This window comes from Kitasatospora sp. NPDC059646 (genome assembly GCF_042734615.1).
GTDB lineage: Bacteria > Actinomycetota > Actinomycetes > Streptomycetales > Streptomycetaceae > Kitasatospora.
Genome location: NZ_JBHWDS010000024.1, coordinates 1 through 20,885 on the forward strand (window position 1 = coordinate 1; position 20,885 = coordinate 20,885).

General features: G+C 74.8%; 16 protein-coding genes. 12 read left to right on the forward strand and 4 right to left on the reverse strand.

The window, feature by feature from the left end; translation table 11 throughout:
• The first annotated feature begins 136 nt into the window (after positions 1-136).
• The 4 genes from ACFV1L_RS18785 (at position 137) to ACFV1L_RS18800 (ending at position 8,212) form a co-directional block, all read left to right on the forward strand.
• A complete protein-coding gene (locus ACFV1L_RS18785) occupies positions 137-3,976 on the forward strand; it encodes a Pls/PosA family non-ribosomal peptide synthetase (RefSeq protein ID WP_380367159.1) in 3,840 nt (1,279 codons plus the stop codon).
• Positions 3,973-5,280, forward strand: a complete 1,308-nt coding sequence (locus ACFV1L_RS18790) for a M1 family metallopeptidase (RefSeq protein ID WP_380367161.1) — start codon at positions 3,973-3,975, stop codon at positions 5,278-5,280. The genes ACFV1L_RS18785 and ACFV1L_RS18790 overlap by 4 nt, the downstream gene beginning before the upstream one ends.
• Before the next feature lie 71 nt (positions 5,281-5,351).
• Positions 5,352-6,758 (forward strand): dihydrolipoyl dehydrogenase, encoded by a 1,407-nt coding sequence (lpdA, locus tag ACFV1L_RS18795; protein ID WP_380367162.1) that lies wholly within the window; start codon positions 5,352-5,354, stop codon positions 6,756-6,758.
• A 110-nt stretch (positions 6,759-6,868) separates the two neighbouring features.
• The gene (locus tag ACFV1L_RS18800) at positions 6,869-8,212 is read left to right on the forward strand and encodes a DUF2252 domain-containing protein (RefSeq protein ID WP_380367164.1); all 1,344 of its coding nucleotides are present in this window, start codon (positions 6,869-6,871) and stop codon (positions 8,210-8,212) included.
• Here ACFV1L_RS18800 and ACFV1L_RS18805 read toward each other — a convergent pair.
• Positions 8,209-8,850 carry a hypothetical protein gene (locus tag ACFV1L_RS18805; RefSeq protein WP_380367166.1) on the reverse strand — a complete coding sequence of 214 codons (642 nt, stop codon included), beginning with the start codon at positions 8,848-8,850 and terminating at the stop codon, positions 8,209-8,211. The genes ACFV1L_RS18800 and ACFV1L_RS18805 overlap by 4 nt on opposite strands.
• Before the next feature lie 337 nt (positions 8,851-9,187).
• On the opposite strand from ACFV1L_RS18805, the gene ACFV1L_RS18810 reads away from it, so the two are divergent.
• The 3 genes from ACFV1L_RS18810 to ACFV1L_RS18820 are packed head-to-tail and all read left to right on the forward strand — an operon-like array spanning position 9,188 to position 11,462.
• Positions 9,188-9,313 carry a hypothetical protein gene (locus ACFV1L_RS18810; protein ID WP_380367167.1) on the forward strand — a complete coding sequence of 42 codons (126 nt, stop codon included), beginning with the start codon at positions 9,188-9,190 and terminating at the stop codon, positions 9,311-9,313.
• A 50-nt stretch (positions 9,314-9,363) separates the two neighbouring features.
• The gene (locus tag ACFV1L_RS18815; protein WP_380367168.1) at positions 9,364-11,280 is read left to right on the forward strand and encodes a hypothetical protein; all 1,917 of its coding nucleotides are present in this window, start codon (positions 9,364-9,366) and stop codon (positions 11,278-11,280) included.
• On the forward strand, positions 11,277-11,462 hold the full coding sequence (locus tag ACFV1L_RS18820; protein WP_380367170.1) for a response regulator transcription factor: 186 nt from the start codon (positions 11,277-11,279) through the stop codon (positions 11,460-11,462). The genes ACFV1L_RS18815 and ACFV1L_RS18820 overlap by 4 nt, the downstream gene beginning before the upstream one ends.
• Here the strand turns inward: ACFV1L_RS18820 and ACFV1L_RS18825 are convergent.
• Positions 11,449-13,956, reverse strand: a complete 2,508-nt coding sequence (locus ACFV1L_RS18825; RefSeq protein WP_380367171.1) for an ATP-dependent Clp protease ATP-binding subunit — start codon at positions 13,954-13,956, stop codon at positions 11,449-11,451. The genes ACFV1L_RS18820 and ACFV1L_RS18825 overlap by 14 nt on opposite strands.
• Positions 13,957-14,212: 256 nt before the next feature.
• Here ACFV1L_RS18825 and ACFV1L_RS18830 point away from each other — a divergent pair, with 256 nt between their 5' ends.
• Both ACFV1L_RS18830 and ACFV1L_RS18835 read left to right on the forward strand, forming a co-directional pair.
• Complete coding sequence (locus ACFV1L_RS18830) at positions 14,213-15,145, forward strand: polysaccharide deacetylase family protein (protein WP_380367172.1); 933 nt, start codon at positions 14,213-14,215, stop codon at positions 15,143-15,145.
• Positions 15,146-15,158: 13 nt separating this feature from the next.
• Complete coding sequence (locus ACFV1L_RS18835; protein ID WP_380367173.1) at positions 15,159-16,196, forward strand: GNAT family N-acetyltransferase; 1,038 nt, start codon at positions 15,159-15,161, stop codon at positions 16,194-16,196.
• Here ACFV1L_RS18835 and ACFV1L_RS18840 read toward each other — a convergent pair.
• Positions 16,183-16,596, reverse strand: coding sequence for a YchJ family protein (locus ACFV1L_RS18840; RefSeq protein ID WP_380367175.1), 414 nt, complete (start codon positions 16,594-16,596; stop codon positions 16,183-16,185). The genes ACFV1L_RS18835 and ACFV1L_RS18840 overlap by 14 nt on opposite strands.
• A 178-nt stretch (positions 16,597-16,774) precedes the next feature.
• Between ACFV1L_RS18840 and ACFV1L_RS18845 the strand changes: the two genes are divergently transcribed.
• Complete coding sequence (locus ACFV1L_RS18845; protein WP_380367176.1) at positions 16,775-17,263, forward strand: hypothetical protein; 489 nt, start codon at positions 16,775-16,777, stop codon at positions 17,261-17,263.
• A 7-nt stretch (positions 17,264-17,270) separates the two neighbouring features.
• Here ACFV1L_RS18845 and ACFV1L_RS18850 read toward each other — a convergent pair whose 3' ends face one another.
• Positions 17,271-17,663, reverse strand: a complete 393-nt coding sequence (locus ACFV1L_RS18850; protein ID WP_380367177.1) for an RNA-binding S4 domain-containing protein — start codon at positions 17,661-17,663, stop codon at positions 17,271-17,273.
• Positions 17,664-17,794: 131 nt separating this feature from the next.
• Here ACFV1L_RS18850 and ACFV1L_RS18855 point away from each other — a divergent pair, with 131 nt between their 5' ends.
• Together ACFV1L_RS18855 and ACFV1L_RS18860 are read left to right on the forward strand one after the other, a co-directional pair.
• Positions 17,795-19,801: an FAD-dependent oxidoreductase gene (locus tag ACFV1L_RS18855; RefSeq protein WP_380367179.1), complete on the forward strand. Its 2,007-nt coding sequence runs from the start codon at positions 17,795-17,797 to the stop codon at positions 19,799-19,801.
• 170 nt (positions 19,802-19,971) lie between these two features.
• A complete protein-coding gene (locus ACFV1L_RS18860; RefSeq protein ID WP_380367181.1) occupies positions 19,972-20,874 on the forward strand; it encodes a S1 family peptidase in 903 nt (300 codons plus the stop codon).
• The last annotated feature ends 11 nt before the right edge of the window (positions 20,875-20,885 follow it).

Below are 20,885 nucleotides of genomic sequence, written 5' to 3' on the forward strand. Positions count from 1 at the left end.
GCCAGGCGCGGACCACCGGCGCCGGCCGCGGCCCCGCCGTCCGTCCGGCCCGCCCGCGCCTGCTCGTTATGTCACGTTTTCCTCCTTTAGGCTTTCCGTTCACCGTTGGGAAAGCCGGAACGAGGACCGTATCGCCGTGATCACCGATTCCGACCCCGCGCTGTTCCGTGCCCGACCTGCGTCTTCGCCGCGCACACTGGTGGACGTGCTGGCCGCGACCGCGGCCGCGCACCCGCAGGAGCCCGCGCTCGACGACGGCCGGGAGACCCTGAGCTACGCGGCGCTGCTGGCCGCCGTCGAGCGGGTCCGGCGGAAGCTCGGGCAGGCCGGCGTCGGACTGGGGGACCGGGTCGGGGTGCGGGTGCCGTCGGGCGGCAACGAGCTGTACGTGGCGATCCTGGGAGTGCTCGCGGCCGGCGCCGCGTACGTCCCGGTGGACTTCGAGGACCCGGACGAGCGGGCCGAGCTGGTGTTCGGCGAGGCGGACGTCAACGCGGTGATCGGGCCGGACCTGCGGCTGGAGAAGGTGAAGCCGTCCGGGCACGAGGCGGAGCCGCCCGGGCCGGAGCACGACGCCTGGATCATCTTCACGTCCGGCTCGACGGGGAAGCCGAAGGGCGTCGCGGTGACGCACCGCAGCGCGGCGGCGTTCGTGGACGCCGAAGCGGCGATGTTCCTGCAGGACGAACCGATCGGGCCCGGGGACCGGGTGATGGCGGGGCTGTCGGTGGCGTTCGACGCGTCCTGCGAGGAGATGTGGCTGGCGTGGCGGCACGGCGCCTGCCTGGTCCCCGTGCCGCGGGCGCAGGTGCGCAGCGGGGCCGACCTGGGGCCGTGGCTGGCCGAGCAGGAGATCACCGTCATCTCCACGGTGCCGACCCTCGCGGCGCTGTGGCCGGCCGAGTCGCTGAACGAGGTGCGGCTGCTGGTCTTCGGCGGCGAGGCGTGCCCGCCCGAGCTGGCGGAGCGGCTGGTCACCGAGGGCCGCGAGGTGTGGAACACCTACGGCCCGACCGAGGCGACGGTGGTGGCCTGCGGCGCGCTGCTGACCGGGGAGGCGCCCGTCCGGATCGGCCTGCCGCTGGACGGCTGGGAGCTGGCCGTGGTCGACGAGGCCGGGACGCCGGTGCCGATGGGCGGCAGCGGCCAGCTGGTGATCGGCGGCGTCGGCCTGGCCCGCTACCTGGACCCGGCCAAGGACGCCGAGAAGTACGCGCCGCTGGCCTCGCTGGGCTGGGAACGGGCGTACCGCAGCGGCGACCTGGTGCGGGCCGAACCCGAGGGGCTGGTGTTCCTGGGCCGCGCCGACGAGCAGATCAAGCTCGGCGGCCGGCGGATCGAGCTCGGCGAGGTGGACGCGGCCCTGCAGGCGCTGCCCGCCGTCTCGGGCGCGGCGGCGGCGGTGCGGACGGCGCGCGGCGGCAACCAGCTGCTGGTCGGCTACCTGGTGGCGCAGCCGGGCTTCGACCGCGAGGCGGCCGTGGCCCGGCTGCGGGCCGAGCTGCCGGCGGCACTGGTGCCGCTGCTGGCGACCGTCGAGCACCTGCCGACCCGGACGTCCGGCAAGGTCGACCGGGACGCGCTGCCGTGGCCGCTGCCCGACCTGGAGACCTCCGGCCCCGCCGAGCAGCTGTACGGCACCGAGGCGTGGCTGGCCGAGCAGTGGACGCAGATCCTCGGCACGCAGGTGCGCGGCGCCGGGGACGACTTCTTCGCGATCGGCGGAGGGTCGCTCGCGGCCGCCCGGCTGACCACGCTGCTGCGCGGCCGCTACCCGGCCGTCTCGGTCCTCGACATCTACCAGCAGCCGACGCTGCGCAAGCTGGCCCGGCTGCTGGAGCGGTCCGCCCAGGCCGGGGGACCGGTGCGCACCGTCGAGCCGACCCCGCGCCGCGCGCAGGCCCTGCAACTGCTGCTGATGCTGCCGCTGGCCACCCTGACGGGCCTGAAGTGGTCGCTGGCGCTGGCCGCGCTCGGCACCGTGCTGCACCTGGTCGGCGACTACCCGTGGGCGCCCGCCGCGCCGTGGTGGCTGCTGGCCGGCGGCGCGCTGCTGCTGTACTCGGCGCCCGGCCGGCTGGCGATCGCCGCGGGCGGCGCCCGGCTGCTGCTGCGCGGCGTCGGCCCGGGCCGGTACCCGCGCGGCGGCAGCGTGCACCTGCGGCTGTGGACGGCCGAGCGGCTCGCCGAGGCGTCCGGCGCGGTGCAGCTGTCGGGGGCCTGGCTGGTGCGGTACGCCCGCGCCCTGGGCTGCCGGGTCGCGCCGGACGTGGACCTGCACTCGCTGCCGCCGGTGACCGGCCTGCTGCGGCTCGGCAAGGGCTGCGCGATCGAGAACGAGGTCGACCTGTCCGGCTACTGGCTGGACGGCGACCGGCTGGAGGTCGGCGCACTGCGGATCGGTGCCGGCGCGGTGGTCGGCACCCGCTCGACGCTGCTGCCCGGCGCGAAGATCGGCAAGCGGGCCGAGGTGGCGCCCGGCTCCGGCGTCACCGGGCACGTCCCGACCGGCCAGCGCTGGGCCGGCGCGCCCGCCGTGAAGACCGGCAAGGCCGAGCGCGGCTGGCCCAAGCAGCGCCCGCCGCGCTCGGCCCGCTGGGCCGCCGTGTACGGCGCCACCGGTTTCGTGCTGTCCGCCCTGCCGGTGCTCTCCGCGCTGCCCGCCCTGCTGATCGCCGGGCAGTTCGTGCACCCCGGCGACGGCCTGGCGCAGGCGCTGCGGGGCGCGCTGCTCGCCCTGGTCCCCGCCACGCTGGCCTACGGGCTGGCGTACGCCGCGAAGGTGCTGATCGCGGTGCGGCTGCTGTCGCGGGGCCTGCGCACCGGCCACCACCCGCTGCACGGCCGGATCGGCTGGCAGGCCTGGACGGTCAGCCAGCTGATGGACCTGGCCCGGGAGACGCTGTTCCCGCTGTACGCCGGGCTGATCACCCCCGTGTGGCTGCGGCTGCTCGGCATGCGGGTCGGCCGGGGCGCCGAGGTGTCGACCGTGCTCGCGCTGCCCAGCCTGACCACGGTCGGCGACGGGGCGTTCCTCGCCGACGACACCCTGATCGCCCCGTACGAGCTGGGCGGCGGCTGGGTGCGGATCGGGCGGGCCGAGATCGGCGAACGGGCGTTCCTCGGCAACTCCGGCATGACGGCGCCCGGGCGGGCGGTGCCGGACCGGGGACTGGTCGGGGTGCTGTCGGCGACCCCGAAGAAGGCCAAGCGCGGCAGCTCCTACCTGGGCATGCCGCCGGTCAGGCTGCCGCGGGCCGCCGACACCGCCGACCTGGCGCTCACCTACGAGCCGCCGGCCCGGCTGCGCTGGGCGCGCGGCCTGACCGAACTGGGCCGGATCGTCCCGGTGCTGGCCTCCGCCGCGCTGGCCGTGCTGACCGCCGCCGCGCTGTGCGCCGTCGGGCAGCCGCTGCTGTCGGGCCTGGTGCTGCTGGCCGCCGGCCTGGTCGCCTGCGCGGTCTCCGCTGCCGCGAAGTGGCTGCTGGTGGGCCGGTTCCGGGCGGTCGAGCACCCGCTGTGGTCCGGGTTCGTGTGGCGCAACGAGCTGGCCGACACCTTCACCGAGGTGCTGGCCGTGCCGTGGCTGGTCGGCCGCGCCGCCGGCACGCCGGTGATGACGCTGTGGCTGCGGTCGATCGGCGCGCGGATCGGGCGCGGCGTGTGGTGCGAGAGCTACTGGCTGCCCGAGGCCGACCTGGTGACCCTCGGCGACGGGGTGAGCGTCAACCGGGGCTGCGTGCTGCAGACGCACCTCTTCCACGACCGGATCATGAGGCTCGATACTGTGGAGCTCCGTGCGGGATCCACCCTGGGCCCGGGCGGGATCGTGCTCCCCGGCAGCACCGTCGGCGAGCGCACCACCCTCGGCCCCGCCTCCCTGGTGATGCGCGCCGAGACGGTGCCCGCCGACACCCGCTGGCTGGGCAACCCGATCGAAGCGTGGCAGTCGGGCGAGGAGGAACCGCAGCGGTGAGCGCCGACCCGTACTTCCCCCGCAACGGCGACCCGCGCTACCACGCCCACCGCTACGAACTGGCCCTCGACTACCGGCCCGGCCCCAACCGGCTGGCCGGCTCGGCGCGGATCGCCGCCATAGCCGGCCCGGAGCCGCTGCGCGAGTTCACCCTCGACCTGGCCGCGTTCCGGATCGGCAAGGTGCTGGTCGACGGCAGGGCCGCGCACTACGCGCACCGCGACGGCAAGCTGCGGGTCAAGCCCGCCAAGGCGCCGGCCGCCGGCGCCGTCTTCACCTGCGAGGTGCACTGGTCCGGCAACCCGCGCCCGGTCCGCAGCCCCTGGGGCGGGCTCGGCTTCGAGGAGATCGAGGACGGCGCGCTGGTCGCCTCGCAGCCGGTCGGCGCGCCGTCCTGGTTCCCGTGCAACGACCGGCCCGCCGACAAGGCCGCCTACCAGCTGGCCGTCACCACCGCGTCCCCGTACGCCGTGGTCACCGGCGGCCGCCTGCTCAGCCGCACCACCCGCTCCTCCGCGACCACCTGGGTGTACGAGCAGCCCGCGCCCACCGCGTCCTACCTGGTCGGACTGGCGGTCGCCCCGCTGCGCGAGCTCCCGCTGGCCGGGCGCGCCCCCGGCACCGTCCCGCAGACCGGCTGGGCGCCGCCGGCCCTGCACGCCGCGTTCGCGCACGACTTCGGGCGGCAGCCGCAGATGATGCGGCTGTTCGAGGAGCTGTTCGGCCCGTACCCGTTCGGCGAGTACACCGTCGCCGTGGTCGACGAGGAGCTCGACGTCCCCGTCGAGGCCCAGGGCATGGCCGCCTTCGGCCGCAACCACGTCGACGGGCGGCGCGGCTGGGAACGCCTGGTCGCCCACGAACTCGCCCACCAGTGGTTCGGCAACAGCGTCACCATCGCCGACTGGCGGCACATCTGGCTGAACGAGGGCCTCGCCAAGTACGCCGAATGGCTGTGGTCCGAGCGCACCGGCGGCCCCACCGCGCAGCACCTGGCCGCCGACGCCCACCGGCAGCTGCGCGGCCTCCCGCAGGACCTGGCGATCGGCGACCCGGGCAGGCGGCACATGTTCGACGACCGGGTGTACGAACGCGGCGGCCTCACCGTGCACGCCCTGCGCTGCGCCGTCGGCGACGCCGCGTTCTTCCGGCTGCTGCACGGCTGGGCCACCGCCCACCGGCACTCCGTCGTCACCACCGACGACTTCGCCGCGCACGCCTCCCGCTGCACCGACCGTCCGGTGCGCCCGCTGCTCGACGACTGGCTGCACGCCCGCGCGCTGCCCGACCTCCCCGAGCTCTGACGGTTCGTGACCTGATGTACTGACACCATGGCCGCGAAGCCAACGTGGTCTTCGAAGTCTCCGGAGGAAACATGAGCACGCACTACGACGTGGTCGTCCTGGGCGCCGGCCCCGGCGGCTACACCGCCGCCGTCCGCGCCTCCCAGCTCGGCCTGCGCACCGCCGTGATCGAGGCCAAGTACTGGGGCGGCGTCTGCCTGAACGTCGGCTGCATCCCCTCCAAGGCGCTGCTGCGCAACGCCGAACTCGCCCACACCGTGCTGAAGGAGGCCGACCTCTACGGCATCCAGGTGCAGGGCCAGGTGTCGTTCGACTACGGCAAGGCGTTCAGCCGGTCCCGGCAGGTCGCCGACGGCCGGGTCAAGGGCGTCCACTACCTGATGAAGAAGAACAACATCACGGAGTACGACGGCTGGGGCACCTTCGTCGACGACCACACCCTGCAGGTCGCGCTGCGCGGCGGCGGGTTCGAGCTGGTCACCTTCGACCACTGCATCATCGCCGCGGGCGCCACCACCCGGCTGCTGCCCGGCACCTCGCTCAGCGAGCGGGTCGTCACCTACGAGGAGCAGATCCTCACCGAGCAGCTCCCCGGGTCGATCATCATCGCGGGCGCCGGCGCGATCGGCGTCGAGTTCGCGTACGTGCTGCACAACTACGGCGTCAAGGTCACCATCGTCGAGTTCCTGGACCGCATGGTGCCGCTGGAGGACGCCGACGTGTCCGCCGAACTCGCCAAGCAGTACCGCAAGCTGGGCATCCAGGTGCTCACCTCCACCCGGGTCGACGCGATCGACGACTCCGACCCGAACAAGCCGGTCAAGGTCACCGTCACCCGCGACGGCAAGCAGGAGGTGCTGGAGGCCGACAAGGTCCTGCAGGCGATCGGCTTCGTGCCGCGCACCCAGGGCTACGGCCTGGAGGTCACCGGCGTGAAGCTCACCGAGCGCGGCGCGATCGAGGTCGACGGCCGGGGCCGCACCAGCGTCGACCACATCTTCGCGATCGGCGACGTCACCGCGAAGCTGATGCTGGCGCACGCCGCCGAGGCGATGGCCGTGGTCGCCGCGGAGACGATCGCCGAGCACGAGACCATGGAGATCGACTTCGTGATGGTCCCGCGAGCCACCTACTGCCAGCCGCAGGTCGCCTCGTTCGGCTACACCGAGGCGCAGGCCCGCGACCTGGGCCACGACGTCAAGGTGCAGAAGTTCCCGTTCACCGCCAATGGCAAGGCGCACGGCCTGGGCCAGCCCGTCGGCTTCGTCAAGGTGATCTGCGACAACACCCACGGCGAGCTGCTCGGCGCGCACCTGATCGGCCCCGAGGTCACCGAGCTGCTGCCGGAGCTGACGCTCGCCCAGCAGTGGGACCTGACCGTGCACGAGGTCGGCCGCAACATCCACGCCCACCCGACGCTGGGCGAGGCCGTCAAGGAGGCGATCCACGGACTGGCCGGACACATGATCAACATGTAGGTCCGCCGTTCGGGTGAGCCGGTGCCGCCCCGGCGCCCTCCGTCGATACGGAGCGGCGCCGGGGCGGTACGTCTTCTCGTCCACCGCCCCGGACGCGAGGAGCCCCACCGATGGACACCCCCTGGCTGACGGCCGCCGAACGCGCCGAACTCGGCCGCGCCGCCCGCAAGCGCGCCCCGCGCTCCACCGCCGGCCACTGGCGGCCCGCCGCCGACCGGCCCGACCCGGTCGCCGTCCTGCGCGACCAGGCCGCCGACCGGGTCCCCGAACTCGTCCCGATCCGCACCGGCCGGATGGCCGCCTCCCCGTTCGCGTTCCTGCGCGGCGCCGCCGCCGTGATGGCCGGCGACCTCGCCACCGCCCCCACCAGCGGACTCACCGTGCAACTCTGCGGCGACGCCCACCTGGTCAACTTCGGCCTGTACGGCTCGCCCGAACGCACCCTGCTGTTCGACCTCAACGACTTCGACGAGACCCTGCCCGGCCCGTTCGAATGGGACGTGCAGCGGCTCGCCGCCAGCCTCGCCGTCGCCGCCCGGGAGAACGGCGACACCCCCGAGGACACCCACCAGGTGGTGCTCGACGCCGTCCGTGCCTACCGCGAACACCTGCGGGACCTCGCCGCCCTCGGCGAACTGACGGTCTGGTACCGGCACATCGACGCCCAGCACCTGGCCGACAGCCTCAAGGGCAGGCCGCGCCGCCGGATCGAGGCCAACCTCGCCTCCGCCCGCCGCCGCGACAGCCTCCAGGCGGCCGGCAAGCTCACCGAATCCACCCCCGCCGGCCGCCGCTTCAAGGACCAGCCCCCGCTGGTCGAACACCTCGGCTTCGACACCGACGAGGTGCGCGGCCTGCTCACCGACTACGCCGACAGCCTCCCCGACGACCGCCGCCGCCTGCTCGACCGCTACCGCTTCGTCGACGTCGCCCGCAAGGTGGTCGGCGTCGGCAGCGTCGGCACCCGGTGCTTCATCGTGCTGCTGGAGGGCCGGGACGCGGACGACCCGCTGATCCTCCAGGTGAAGGAGGCCCAGGCGTCCGTCCTGGAGCCGTACCTGACGCCCAGCCGGTACCGCCACCACGGCGAACGCGTGGTCGCCGGCCAGCGGCTCATCCAGGCCGCCAGCGACATCTTCCTCGGCTGGATGACCGGCCCCGGCGGCCGCCACTTCTACTGGCGCCAACTCCGCGACATGAAGGGCTCCGCCGAGCCCGGCACGATGGCCACCCGCACCCTGCGCGCCTACGCCGTCCTCTGCGGCACCGCCCTGGCCCGCGCCCACGCCCGCTCCGGCGACCGGATCGCCATCGCCGCCTACCTCGGCCGCTCCGACACCTTCGACCGCTCCGTCGCCGCCTTCGCCCACCACTACGCCGACCTCAACACCGCCGACCACGCCCGGCTCGCCGAAGCCGTGGCGGCGGGCGAGGTCCAGGCCGAGAACGTCTAGCGCAGCACCGGGAGGCCCGCTTCCAGGCGGGCCCGGAGCCGGGAGCCGTGGACGCCCGGGGCGTCGAAGCAGGTGTCGTCGTCCTCGTCCCGGTCCGTGCGCAGGACCTCGGGGACGAGGACGTCGGCGGCGGACGGAGTGGCGACCTCGCGGCCCAGCTCGGCGAGGGCGTACGGGGCGGCGAGGACGGGGCCGGTCAGGGCGCCGCTGATCTCGTCGGGGAAGAAGCCGGCCGACAGGACGGTGACGCCGGCGTGCAGGTCGCCGCCGATCATCACCAGCTTGTCCGTCATGTGGCCGACGAACGCGCCGGTCCGGACGGTGCCGCGGACCAGGAGCTTGGCGTCGCCCTCCAGATGGATCGCCCCGGCAGTCAGGTCGCCGAGCACGATCAGCGCCGGGCAGCCGTCGTCCACGTTGAGGATCGCGCCGGTCACCTCCAGGTCGCCGTCGACGACGAAGCCGGTGCCGTACGGCTCGGTGGCGTCCAGGTCCAGCGGGCCGGTGAGGCTCAGAGCGCCGGTGTGGACGTCGTAGGTCTCCTCGTAGAGGTTCCCGTAACGGGAGACCGGCAGGCCGCGGCTCTCGAAGAGCACGACGGATTCGTCCCAACTGTGGGGCGCCGCAGTGATGTTCATGGTGCCGGAGTCTGCCACGGGGCACTGTCGGCGAAGGCCCGGAAGGGGCCTCGGAGCGGTCTCGGAGCGCTTTCGGAGCGGCCGGCCGTGTGATGGACCCATCGCACCGGCCGACCGGCGGGGCGGACGACGAACCGAGAGGAACACCTCATGGCGAAGGTCCTGGAACTGCAGAAGATGGTCACCGTCGAGGGCAGCCCGATCGACCAGGAGGCCATCAGCGTCTCCTCCTGCGACTCGCACAGCTGCTGACCCCAGCGGTCTCCCGGGCCCCGGCGGTGCCGCGCCGCCGGGGCCCACCCCGTTTTTCTGCCGCTTCGTCCGGACGGGAACGCCCATGCTCTCCTGGCAATCGCTCCAGTACTACCTGCAGTTCGACCGGCGCTGGTACGAGAGCGCCGACCGCCACCGCCCCGACCCGGCGCACCTCGCGGTGTTCCGCGCACTCGTCCCGGACGGCTGACCACCCGGCGGCGCGGCCTCTGGTTCATCGCCGACCCGCCCGGCCGGGAGATGCTCAACGTCGCCGCCGTGCTGGGGCGGCGCTTCGCACTGCCGGTGCTGCAACTGGTCACCGGCCTGGACGACCGCAGCCTGCTGATCCACCTGCGGGCCGGGATCGACGCCCGGCTGCTGTCGCCCAGCGGCCCGGTCGCCGACCGGTACGAGTTCCGGCACGCGCTGGTCGCGGACGCGCTGCTGGCCGACCTGCTGCCCGGCGAGCGGGCCGCGATCGCCCGGCGCGCGGCCGGCGAGGTGGAGCGCGCCTACCCCGGACTGCCGGGCGAGTGGCGGCAGTTGGTGGCCGTGCTGCGGCAGTCCGCGGGCGAGCCGGAGGCCGCCGCCCGGCTGTTCGCCGAGGCCGCCGAGGAGGCCCGGCAGGGCGGCGCGACCGAGTCCGCCGTCGCCCTGCTGGAGCGCGCCCTGGAACTGGTCGGCGGGGACGGCGCCGCCACCGCCGCCGCGAGCGGGATCCGCGAGCACCTGGTGCACGCCCTGGCCGACAGCGGCCGGTTCGACCAGGCCCGCGACCTCGCCCGGACGCTCCCGCTGGGCGGACCGGCCGCGCTCGGCGACGACCGCACCGCCGCCCTGCACCTGCGCCTGGCCCGGGCCGCCGTCACCGCCGGCCGGTTCGTCGACGCCGCCGAACAGGCCGCCCTGGTCCGCGCCCTGCTCGGCCCGGACGCCGGCCCCGAGCGGACCTGCGCACTGGAGGTGGTGGAGGCGCACCTCGCGCTGGCCGGCGCCGGCGGCCCCGCGGGGGCGGAGGGCGCACCGGAGGTCCCGGGGCACCGGGGCGAGGTGCCGGAGGGCGAGCTGCGGACCGCCGCCGCCGAGCGGCTGGCCCGCCGCGCCGCCGAACGGGCCGAGGCTGCCGGTCTGGCCGAAGTCGCCTGTCAGGCATGGCAGTTGCTCGCCCTGCTGGAGCGCCGCCACGGCTTCGACCGGGCCGACCGGTGCCTGCGCCGGCTGCTCGACCTGGCCGCCCGGCACCGGCTCCCCGGCTGGCAGGTTGACGCCCAACTGCGGCTCGGCGTCAACGAGTTCATGCGGGTCGGGGAGTCGGTCCAACTGGAGCGGGCGCACCGGGCCGCGCTCGACCTGGGCGCGCTCGACCTGGTCCGCTCCGCCGAGGCGACGCTCGCCATGCACGCCGTGCTGCGCGGCGACTACGCCCGGGCCCGCGCCCTCACCGACCAGGGCCTGGAGGCCAGCGCCCGGCTGCGCAACGTCGACCACCACCAGTTCCTGCTGCTGACCAGGGCGATGGTCGCCGCCCACCAGGGCCGGCGGGCCGAGATGAACGAGGTGCTGGCCGAGTTCGACCGGTGGAACGGCGCGGAGTCGCTGCAGCTGCCACTCGCCCACGGCAACTGCCGGGCGGTGTGCGCGCTGCTGGAGGAGGACCGGGCGCTGGCCCTCGCCGAGTTCGACCGGGCCCGCCGCTGGGAGGCCCGGCACCCCTCCGTCTTCTACCTGAACGGCGCGCACGGCCTGCACCCGCTGCTGCGCGCGCTGGCCGGCGCCGAGACCGCCGAGGAGCACGCCGCCCGGACGGCCGCCGACCACGCCGCCGCCCTGGCCTGGAACCGGCAGTTCGAGCGGCTCGCCCACGCCGTCCACCAGGGGCGGGCCGGGCGGGCGGCGGCCGCCGAACAGGCGGTCGCCGAGGCCGCCCCCGGGCGGCCCGCCCGTTCGGGATGGCCCGCCACCTCGGGCTGCGGCTGGTCGCCGAGGCGGCGCTCGCCGACGGCTGGGGCGAGCCGGAGGGGTGGCTGCGCAGCGCCGAGGAGTACTTCCACCGGGCCGGGGTGCCGGCCGTGGGGGCCGCCTGCCGGCGCCTGCTGCGCGAGGCCGGGGCCAGCGTCCCGCAGCGGCGCAGCGGCACCGAGCAGGTTCCGGAGCCGCTGCGCGGACGGCGGGTGACGGTGCGCGAGTACGAGGTGGTGCTGCTGGTCGCGCAGCGGCTCGGCAACCAGGAGATCGCCGCCCGGCTGAGCATCTCGCCCCGCACGGTGGAGAAGCACGTGGCCAGCCTGCTGGAGAAGGCCGGTCAGCCGAACCGGGCCGCCCTCGCGGACTGGGCGGCGCGCATCACGTCCCGCTGACCCCGGCCGGGTGGGGCGCGCCGATCGAGCAGACCAGTTCGCCGTCCCGGGCGTCCGCGACGATGGTGTCGCCGGGCCGGACGTCGCCGGCCAGCAGCAGGGTGGCGAGCCGGTTGTCCAGCTGGGTCTGGATGGTGCGGCGCAGCGGCCGGGCGCCGAACTCGGGCTGGTGGCCGCGGTCGACCAGCCAGCGCTTGGCCGCCTCGGTGACCTCCAGTTCGAGGCCCTGCGCGCGCACCCGGCGCTCGGAGTTGGCCAGCATCAGGTCGACGATGCGCAGCAGGTCCTCCTCGCCGAGGGCGTCGAAGACGATGATGTCGTCGATCCGGTTGAGGAACTCCGGCAGGAAGCGCCCGCGCAGCTCGGCCATCAGCCGGTCGCGGATCTCGTCGGTCTCGCCGCGGTGCGCGAGGATCAGCTGCGAGCCGATGTTGGACGTCATGATGACGACGGTGTTGCGGAAGTCCACAGTGCGGCCCTGGGCGTCGGTGAGCCGCCCGTCGTCGAGGACCTGGAGCAGTGCGTTGAACACGTCCGGGTGGGCCTTCTCGACCTCGTCGAACAGCAGCACGCTGTACGGGCGGCGGCGGACCGCCTCGGTGAGCTGGCCGGCCTCCTCGTAGCCGACGTAGCCGGGCGGGGCGCCGACCAGCCGGGAGACGGTGTGCTTCTCCTGGAACTCGCTCATGTCGAAGCGGACCAGCCGGTCCTCGTCACCGAAGATCAACTCGGCCAGGGCCTTGGCGAGTTCGGTCTTGCCGACGCCGGTCGGGCCGAGGAACAGGAACGAGCCGACCGGGCGGTTCGGGTCGGCCATCCCGGCCCGGCTGCGCCGGACCGCCTCGGAGACCGCGACCACCGCCTTGTCCTGGCCGATCACCCGGGCGTGCAGCTCGTCCTCCAGCTTCAGCAGCCGGGCCTTCTCGTCCTCGGTCAACTGCGAGACCGGGATGCCGGTCTGCCGGGACAGCACGTCGGCGATGTCGTCCACGGTGACCGAGACGACGCCCTCGCGGCGCTCCTCGATCTCGGCGGTCTGCGACTCGAGGTCGGCGATCCGGGTCTTCAGCTCGGAGGCGCGGGCGAAGTCCTCGGCGGCCACCGCCTCGTCCTTCTCGCGGCGCAGCTTGGCGAGTTCGTCCTCCCGGCCGATCACCTCGGTGGAGCGGCCCAGGCCGCGCAGCCGGACCCGGGCGCCGGCCTGGTCCATCAGGTCGATCGCCTTGTCGGGCAGGAAGCGGTCGGAGACGTACCGGTCGGACAGGTCGGCGGCGGCGCGCAACGCCTCGTCGGTGAAGCGGACCTGGTGGTGCGCCTCGTACGAGTCGCGCAGGCCCTCCAGGATCTGCACGGTCTCCTCGACGGACGGCTCGGGGATCAGCACCGGCTGGAAGCGGCGCTCCAGCGCCGGGTCCTTCTCGATGTGCTTGCGGTACTCGTCGATGGTGGTGGCGCCGATGACGTGCAGCTCGCCGCGGGCCAGCGCCGGCTTGAGCATGTTGCCGGCGTCCATCGCGCCCTCGCCGCCGGCGCCCGCGCCGACCACGGTGTGCAGCTCGTCGATGAACAGCACGGTCGAGTCGGCGGCCTCCCGCACCTCGTCGATGACCTTCTTCAGCCGCTCCTCGAACTCGCCGCGGTACTTGGAGCCCGCCACCAGGCCGGACAGGTCGAGGGCGACCACCCGGCGGTCCTTCAGGGTGCTGGGCACGTCGCCGGTGACGATCCGCTGGGCGAGGCCCTCGACGATGGCGGTCTTGCCGACGCCGGGCTCGCCGATCAGCACCGGGTTGTTCTTGGAGCGCCGGGAGAGGATCTCGACGGTCTGCTCGATCTCCTCGGCCCGGCCGACCACCGGGTCCAGCCTGCCGAGCTTGGCGTCCTCGGTCAGGTCGCGGCCGTACTCGTCCAGGGTCGGCGTCCGGCTCTCCGGCCTGGCCTCGGCGCCGCGCTCGCCGCGGGCCGCGGCCTCCGCGCCGCGCTGCAGCCGGGCGGCGTCGGCGCCGTGCGCGGCCAGCAGCCGGCCGGCCGCCGAGTCCGGGTCGCCCAGCAGCGCCGCGAGGATGTGCTCGGGCCCGATGTAGGAGACTCCGGCGGCCTGCGAGCGGGCGTGCGCGCCGATCAGCACCCGTTTCGCGGCCGGCGTCAGGCCCGGCTCCACGGACGGGTCGGCCTCGCCGGCGGGCAGCGTGCGCTCCACGGTGGCGGCGAGCTTGTCCGGGTCCGCGCCGGCCTGCGCGAGCAGCGAACGGGCCGGGTCGGTCAGGGCGGCGGCCCACAGCAGGTGCGGGGTGTCGAGGTCGGCGCTGCCGTCCTCCTGGGCGCGCAGCTCGGCCCGGCCGATCAGGTCCCGGGCGGACTCGGTGAGCAGCCGCCCGATGGGGACCCGCTGGACGGCGGGCGGTGCGGCGGCCGGGTTCAGGCCGAAGAAGCGGTTCAGCAGTTCGGAGAAGGCGTCGTCGGAGCCGAGCGGGCCGAAGCCGGGCATGGTCATTGTGTGGGCACTCCCATGGGCGGACGGGCAGCAGTCTCCAGAACTATGTCAATACGTCAGATGTGCCGCAAAGCGGTGCGATCCGGACAGGTGGCGGACCGTCAGGCCGTCCGTGCACCGGTGCGCTCCCAGGAACCTTCCAGGAACTTGGGACAGGCATTACCGACGCATGGGACGCTGATGACCTGAACTCCGACGGGCACCCCGGGCCGACCGCCCGGGGTGCCCGTCCGTGCCACCGGTCGAGGGGGGAACCATGCCGACCACGGACCGCGCCGCCCGGCGCCGGGGAATCGACGCGCTGCTGCGGCGCTCCCCGCTCCAGCCGGTCTTCCGGGCCCGCGCCGCCCGCCGCCTCGCCGTCCTCGCCTACCACGGCATCGACGACCCGGCCGCGTTCCGCGCCCAGATGGAACGCCTCGTCCGCACCGCCCACCCGGTCGGCCCCGAGCAGGTCGCGGACGCCGCCGAACACCGCCGCCCGCTGCCGCCGCGCAGCGTGCTGGTCACCTTCGACGACGGCGACCGCACCGTCCTCACCGAGGCCCTGCCGGTCCTCGCCCGCCTGCGCATCCCCGCCGCCGCGTACGTGATCACCGACCTGATCGGCACCGACCGGCCGTACTGGTGGACCGAGGCCGCCCACCTGGTCCGGCACGGCGGCCGCGCCGAGGCGCTGCGCGGACTCGGTCCGACCGCCGCCGTCCACCGCCTGAAGACCCGGCCGGACGCCGAACGGCTGGGCGCGCTCGCCGAGTTGCGTGCCACCGCGCGCCGACCCGCGCCCCGGCAGGCGCAGTTGAGCCCCGAGGACCTGCATGCCCTGACCGACGGCGGCCTGACCGTCGGCAACCACACCGCGTCCCACCCCTGCCTCGACCGCTGCGCCGCCGACCGCCTGCACACCCAGCTCGCCGACGCCCACCGCCGGTTGACCGCCTGGCTGGGCCGCCCGCCGACCACCTTCGCCTACCCCAACGGCAACCACGACCCGCGCGCCGAGACCGTGCTGCGCACCCTCGGCTACCGCACCGCGTTCCTGTTCGACCACCGCCACGCCGCGCTCGCCCCCGCCGAGCGGCTGCGGATCAGCCGCCTGCGCGTCAACTCGCACACCGGGCGCGACCGCTTCGACACCATCCTCTCCGGCCTCCACCCGGCGGTCCACCGCCTCCGCGGCGGGCGTTGAGGGGGAAGCTGCCGTGACGTCGCCGGAGATCCTGCGCACCCCCGACCTCGACCCGCAACTCATCGGTGAATGGCGGAAGTTGGTCGCCGACGACCCGGACGGGTCGTGGTTCGCCGGACCGGACTGGGTGCTGGCCTGGTGGCGCACCCTCGGGGCCGGGCAGCGCGGCGAGATCGCGGTGTGGCGCGGGCCGGACGGGCAGCTGGAGGCCGTACTGCCCCTGGGCGTCGGCCGGATCCGGCCGCACCACCGGGTGCCGGTCGCCGTGCCGGTGCTGACGCTGCTCGGGGCCGGGCCCGGCGCCGCCGACCACTGCGGGCCCGCCGTCCGGCCGCACCGGCGGGGCGAGGTCGCCGAGTGGCTGGCCCGGCGCGCCCGGCGGCGCACCCTGTGGCTGCCCGCCCTCGACCCCGCGCACGACGACCTGCTGCCGGCCGGGGCCCGTCCCGTCGCCCGCTCCGCCTGCCCGCGGCTCGACCTCGCGCCCGGGCCGGACCGGCTCGGCTCCCGGGACTTCCGGGCCGCCAACCGGCGGGCCCACCGCCGACTGGCCGCCGCCGGGATCACCTTCGACTGGCTGCCGCCGACCGCCGCCGGGCCCGCACTGCTGGACGACCTGCTGCGCCTGCACCGGCTGCGCCGGCAGGCCGCCGCCGGCGGGGTCAGCAGCTTCGACGCCGACCGGCTTCCGCTGCACCGCGCCCTGCTCGCCGGGGCCGTACCGGGCTGCGGTCCGGCGTTCCAGGTCGCCCGCCGCGACGGCGAGCCGGTCGGCGTGCTGTACGGGTTCCGGTGGGCCGACCGGTTCGCCTACTACCAGACCGGCTGGGACCAGCGGTGGGCCGCCGACTCGCTCGGCACGGCGCTGGTCGACGCGGCGGTGCGCAGCTGCGCGGCGGACGGGGTGCGGGTCTTCGACTTCCTGCGCGGCGACGAGCCGTACAAGTACCGGTTCGGTGCGCAGGACCGCACCGACACCGGGTGGCTGCTGCCGCGCGGTGCGGGCGGGGCGCTGCTGGGCCTCAAGCACCGCCTGGTCAGGGCTGGATGACGCCGTCCAGGTACACCCACTCGCCCTGGTGGCGGACGAATCGGGAGTTCTCGTGCAGCGAACCGGCCCGGCCGCGCTCGCGGTAGTGGGCGCGGAACTCGACCGTGCCGTCCTGGTGGAACGGGCCGCCGTCGGCCGCGCCGAGGATCTCCAGGCGCTCCCAGCGCAGCGCCGGGTCGAAGTCCACCGACGCGGGCCGGGTGTCCGGGTGCCAGGAGCGCAGCAGGTACGGCTCGTCCTGCACCGCGAACGCGCTGAACCGGGAGCGCATCAACTGCTCGGCGCTGCCCGCCGGGGCCTCGCCGCGGTGCAGGCGGCCGCAGCAGTCGGCGTACGCGGCGGGCAGGCCGCACGGGCAGGTGGTCGGGGCGGCGGGGGAGGGGGTGCGTCGGCGGGCCATGGCGACCATTATCGCCGCCGCCGGGGCGCCCCCCGCCGCCGCGTCCGTGCCGCTGCCCGATGCCGGGGCCCCGCCCGGCGCGGCGGGTGGGCGTGCTCCGGGCCCGGCGGGGCAGGATGGCGGGTGAGGTGCCCCGCGCGGAGCGGGACATGACGACGGGTCGGCGAAGGGGACTGCGATGAGCGACCACCACCACCACGTGCTGCTGCTCGGCTTCACCGACCAGGAGGCCTGCCGCCGCGCCTACGAGGACGCCATGCACCTGCCGGGGCTGCGCCAGGTCGCGGTGCTGGAGCGCGGAGCGGACGGCATCGTCGACATCCCCGAGAGCCACATCCGCGGCGCGGGCGTGCCCACCGTCGGGTCCGGCCTGGTCGGCGGGCTGGTCGGGCTGCTCGGCGGCCCGATCGGCGTGCTGCTGGGCTTCGCGGCGGGCGCGGCGATCGGCAACGCGGCCGAGCAGACCGAGATGACCGACGGCGGCGCGGGCCTGATCGTGCTCTCCTCGCGGGTGGACAACGGGCGGGCGCTGCTGGTGGTCGACCTGGTCGAGCACGACGGCGCGCCCGCCGACGAGCTGGCCGCGAAGTACGGTGCCACGGTGGAGCGGATCACCGCCGAGGAGTTCGCCGAGCAGGTGCGCGCCGCCAAGGAGCGGGCCCGCTGAACGCGGCTCAGAAGTACGGGCGGTAGCCGTCGCGGAGCTTGTCCAGGTCGCGCCGGTCGCGCTTGGTGGGCCGGCCGGCGCCGCGGTCGCGCAGACCGACCTCGGCGGGACGCTCGGTGCGGGGCGGCGGCGGAGGGCTGTTGTCGATGTAGCAGGTCTCGGCGACGGGCGCGCCGACCCGCTTGGCGATCGGACGGACCACCTGGACGATCCGCTCCCGGCCCTCGACCCGCACCCGCACGTCGTCGCCCGGCTTGACGTGCTGCGCGGGCTTGGCGGTCGCCCCGTTCACCTTCACGTGCCCGGCCCGGCAGGCCGCGCCCGCCGCCGAGCGGGTCTTGATCAGCCGGATCGCCCAGATCCAGCTGTCGATCCGCACGCTCGCCTCGTCCGTACTCATGCCCCGACTCTATCGCCGCGCCGTCCGGGCCAAGGGCTTCCGGGCGAAGGCCGGCACGGTCTGTGCAACTAGTTGCACAGTCGGGCGGGCGACCCCTACCGTTGGGTAACAAATCCTGACCGGAGGCGTCGATGACTGCTGCGTACCCCCACCTGCTGGCCCCGCTCGACCTGGGCTTCACCACCCTGCCGAACCGGGTGGTGATGGGTTCCATGCACGTCGGCCTGGAGGAGGCCGAGCACGGCTTCGAGCGGATGGCCGCGTTCTACGCCGAGCGCGCCCGCGGCGGCGTCGGCCTGATCGTCACCGGCGGCATCGCCCCCAACGAGGCCGGCCGGCCGTGGGGCGGCGGCGCCAAGCTCACCACCGAGCAGGAGGCCGCCGAGCACCGCACCGTCACCGACGCCGTGCACGCCGAGGGCGGAAAGATCGCCCTGCAGATCCTGCACTTCGGCCGGTACGCCTACCACGAGGACCTGGTCGCCCCGTCCGCCCTGCAGGCCCCGATCAGCCCGTTCGTCCCGAACGAGCTCACCGAGGAGCAGATCGAGCAGACGATCGAGGACTTCGCCCGCTGCGCCGAACTCGCCCGCTCCGCCGGGTACGACGGCGTGGAGATCATGGGCTCCGAGGGCTACCTGATCAACGAGTTCATCGCCCGGCAGACCAACCACCGCACCGACGGCTGGGGCGGCTCGTACGAGAACCGGATGCGCTTCCCGATCGAGATCGTCCGCCGGGTCCGCGAGCGGGTCGGCGCGGACTTCATCGTGATCTACCGGCTGTCCATGCTCGACCTCGTCCCCGGCGGCTCCACCTTCGACGAGGTGGTGCGGCTCGCCCAGGAGATCGAGGCGGCCGGCGCGACCGTCATCAACACCGGCATCGGCTGGCACGAGGCCCGCATCCCCACCATCGCCACCTCGGTGCCGCGCGGCGCGTTCGCCTGGGTCACCAAGAAGCTGATGGGACGGGTCGGCATCCCGCTGGTCACCACCAACCGCATCAACACCCCCGAACTCGCCGAGGAGCTGCTCGCCACCGGCCACGCCGACCTGGTGTCGCTGGCCCGCCCGATGCTCGCCGACGCCGCCTTCGTCAACAAGGCCGCCGCCGGCACCCCCGAGGCCATCAACACCTGCATCGGCTGCAACCAGGCCTGCCTGGACCACACCTTCAGCGCGAAGATCACCTCCTGCCTGGTCAACCCGCGCGCCTGCCACGAGACCGAACTCGTGCTCTCGCCCACGCAGCTGCGCAAGCGGATCGCCGTGGTCGGGGCCGGCCCGGCCGGTCTGGCCTTCGCCGTCTCCGCCGCCGACCGCGGCCACCGGGTCACCCTGTTCGACGCCGCGGACGAGATCGGCGGACAGCTCAACGTCGCCCGCCGCGTCCCCGGCAAGCAGGAGTTCGACGAGACGCTGCGCTACTACCGGCACGAACTCGCGCGCACCGGCGTCGAGTTGCGCCTCGGCGCGGTCGTCGGCGCGGACGGCCTGACCGGGTGGGACGAGGTGGTCCTCGCCACCGGCGTCACCCCGCGCGTCCCCGAGATCGACGGCATCGACCACCCGAGCGTGCTCGGCTACCTCGACGTGCTGCGCGACGGCGCGAAGGTCGGCGACCGGGTCGCCGTGATCGGCGCCGGCGGCATCGGCTTCGACGTCGCCGAATACCTCACCGACCCGGGCAGCGACGGCGCCGGCTTCCTCGCCGCCTGGGGCGTCGACGCCGACCACACCACCCCCGGCGGCCTCACCGCCCCCGCCCGCCCGGCCGCCCCGCGCAGCGTCCACCTGCTCCAGCGCAAGACCGGCAAGGTCGGCGCCGGCCTCGGCAAGACCACCGGCTGGATCCACCGCACCGAACTGCGCCACCGCGGCGTCGTGATGGTCCCCGGCGTCGAGTACCGCCGCATCGACGACGCCGGCCTGCACGTGGTCGTCGACGGCGCCGAGCAGGTCCTCCCCGTCGACACCGTCGTCCTGTGCGCCGGCCAGGAACCCCGCCGCGACCTCGTCGACGCCCTCCGCGAGCGCGGCGTCGAACCCCACCTGATCGGCGGGGCCGACGTGGCCGCCGAACTCGACGCCAAGCGCGCCATCGACCAGGGCACCCGCCTGGCCGCGACGCTCTGACGGCCCGCCGCCCGGCCGGGGCGGGAGCCGACTCCCGCCCCGGCCGACGGCCGCTCGGCGTCGCACCGCCCGGACCGGCCCGGTGCACGGGGGAGAACCCCACCACCGGCGGTCCCGGTACCCCGACGGTGATTTCGCCTGCTGGCACCATCGGCCGGCGGATCTTGATGATGAAGGCTGGGCACGCAAGCCTCTCCGACCGAAGGAAGCCCACCGTGCCCCACCCGACATCCCGTCGCACCGCCGCCCGCGCGCTCGTCGCAGGAGCCCTCGCCGCCCTCGCCTGCACCACCGTCATGGCGGGCAGCGCCGGGGCCGTCATCAACGGCGACGAGGCCGACGAACGCTACCCCTTCATGGCGGTGATCCCCATGTCGGTCCCCGACCAGGGGGTGTGGGACGCCAGCTGCGGCGGCTCGCTGATCGACCGTCAGTGGGTGCTGACCGCCGCCCACTGCGTGACCGGGGAGGGCATCGAACTGGACGGCACCGTCCGGGTCGGCAGCGACCGGCGCACCTCCGGGGGAACCGTGCGGAAGATCGACCGCACCTTCGTGCACCCCGGCTACGTGAACGGCGGCGGGACGAGCTACAACACGGACGACCTCGCGCTGATCCGGCTCGACCGGCCCGTCGCCCAGCAGCCCGTCGCGATCGCGAAGGAGGCCGGGCGCCCCGGGACGCCCACCCGGCTGCTCGGCTTCGGCACCACCGTGGAAGGCGAGTTCGCCTTCTCCGAGCGGCTCCAGCAGTTGAACACCCGGCTCGGAGCGCCCGCCGAGTGCGCACCCGGCTACGCGGGCGCGACCAGGCTGTGCACGATCAGCCTGAAGCCCGACGCCATGGCGTGCCACGGCGACTCCGGCGGCCCGCAGCTCCAGAAGTCCCGCGCCGGCCGGTGGGAACTGGTCGGCGTCACCTCGGGCCCGGGCGCCCCGGACGTGCCCTGCTCGAAGGGCCCTGGCCTCTACACCAGCGCCCCGGCCTACGCGGACTGGATCAAGCAGACCATGAAGGCCGAGCACGGCCGCGGACCCGCGAACGCCGCCCCCGCGGAGTCGCTCGGCCACTGAGCCGCCCCGGC

What these genes read in the sequence shown, in the direction of transcription:
- lpdA (WP_380367162.1), top strand. Translation starts at nt 5,352, where the DNA reads ATGAGCACGCACTACGACGTGGTCGTCCTGGGCGCCGGCCCCGGCGGC.
- ACFV1L_RS18800 (WP_380367164.1), top strand. Translation starts at nt 6,869, where the DNA reads ATGGACACCCCCTGGCTGACGGCCGCCGAACGCGCCGAACTCGGCCGC.
- ACFV1L_RS18805 (WP_380367166.1), bottom strand. Translation starts at nt 8,850, where the DNA reads ATGAACATCACTGCGGCGCCCCACAGTTGGGACGAATCCGTCGTGCTC.
- ACFV1L_RS18810 (WP_380367167.1), top strand. Translation starts at nt 9,188, where the DNA reads ATGCTCTCCTGGCAATCGCTCCAGTACTACCTGCAGTTCGACCGGCGC.
- ACFV1L_RS18815 (WP_380367168.1), top strand. Translation starts at nt 9,364, where the DNA reads ATGCTCAACGTCGCCGCCGTGCTGGGGCGGCGCTTCGCACTGCCGGTG.
- ACFV1L_RS18825 (WP_380367171.1), bottom strand. Translation starts at nt 13,956, where the DNA reads ATGACCATGCCCGGCTTCGGCCCGCTCGGCTCCGACGACGCCTTCTCC.
- ACFV1L_RS18830 (WP_380367172.1), top strand. Translation starts at nt 14,213, where the DNA reads ATGCCGACCACGGACCGCGCCGCCCGGCGCCGGGGAATCGACGCGCTG.
- ACFV1L_RS18840 (WP_380367175.1), bottom strand. Translation starts at nt 16,596, where the DNA reads ATGGCCCGCCGACGCACCCCCTCCCCCGCCGCCCCGACCACCTGCCCG.
- ACFV1L_RS18845 (WP_380367176.1), top strand. Translation starts at nt 16,775, where the DNA reads ATGAGCGACCACCACCACCACGTGCTGCTGCTCGGCTTCACCGACCAG.
- ACFV1L_RS18850 (WP_380367177.1), bottom strand. Translation starts at nt 17,663, where the DNA reads ATGAGTACGGACGAGGCGAGCGTGCGGATCGACAGCTGGATCTGGGCG.
- ACFV1L_RS18855 (WP_380367179.1), top strand. Translation starts at nt 17,795, where the DNA reads ATGACTGCTGCGTACCCCCACCTGCTGGCCCCGCTCGACCTGGGCTTC.
- ACFV1L_RS18860 (WP_380367181.1), top strand. Translation starts at nt 19,972, where the DNA reads ATGAAGGCTGGGCACGCAAGCCTCTCCGACCGAAGGAAGCCCACCGTG.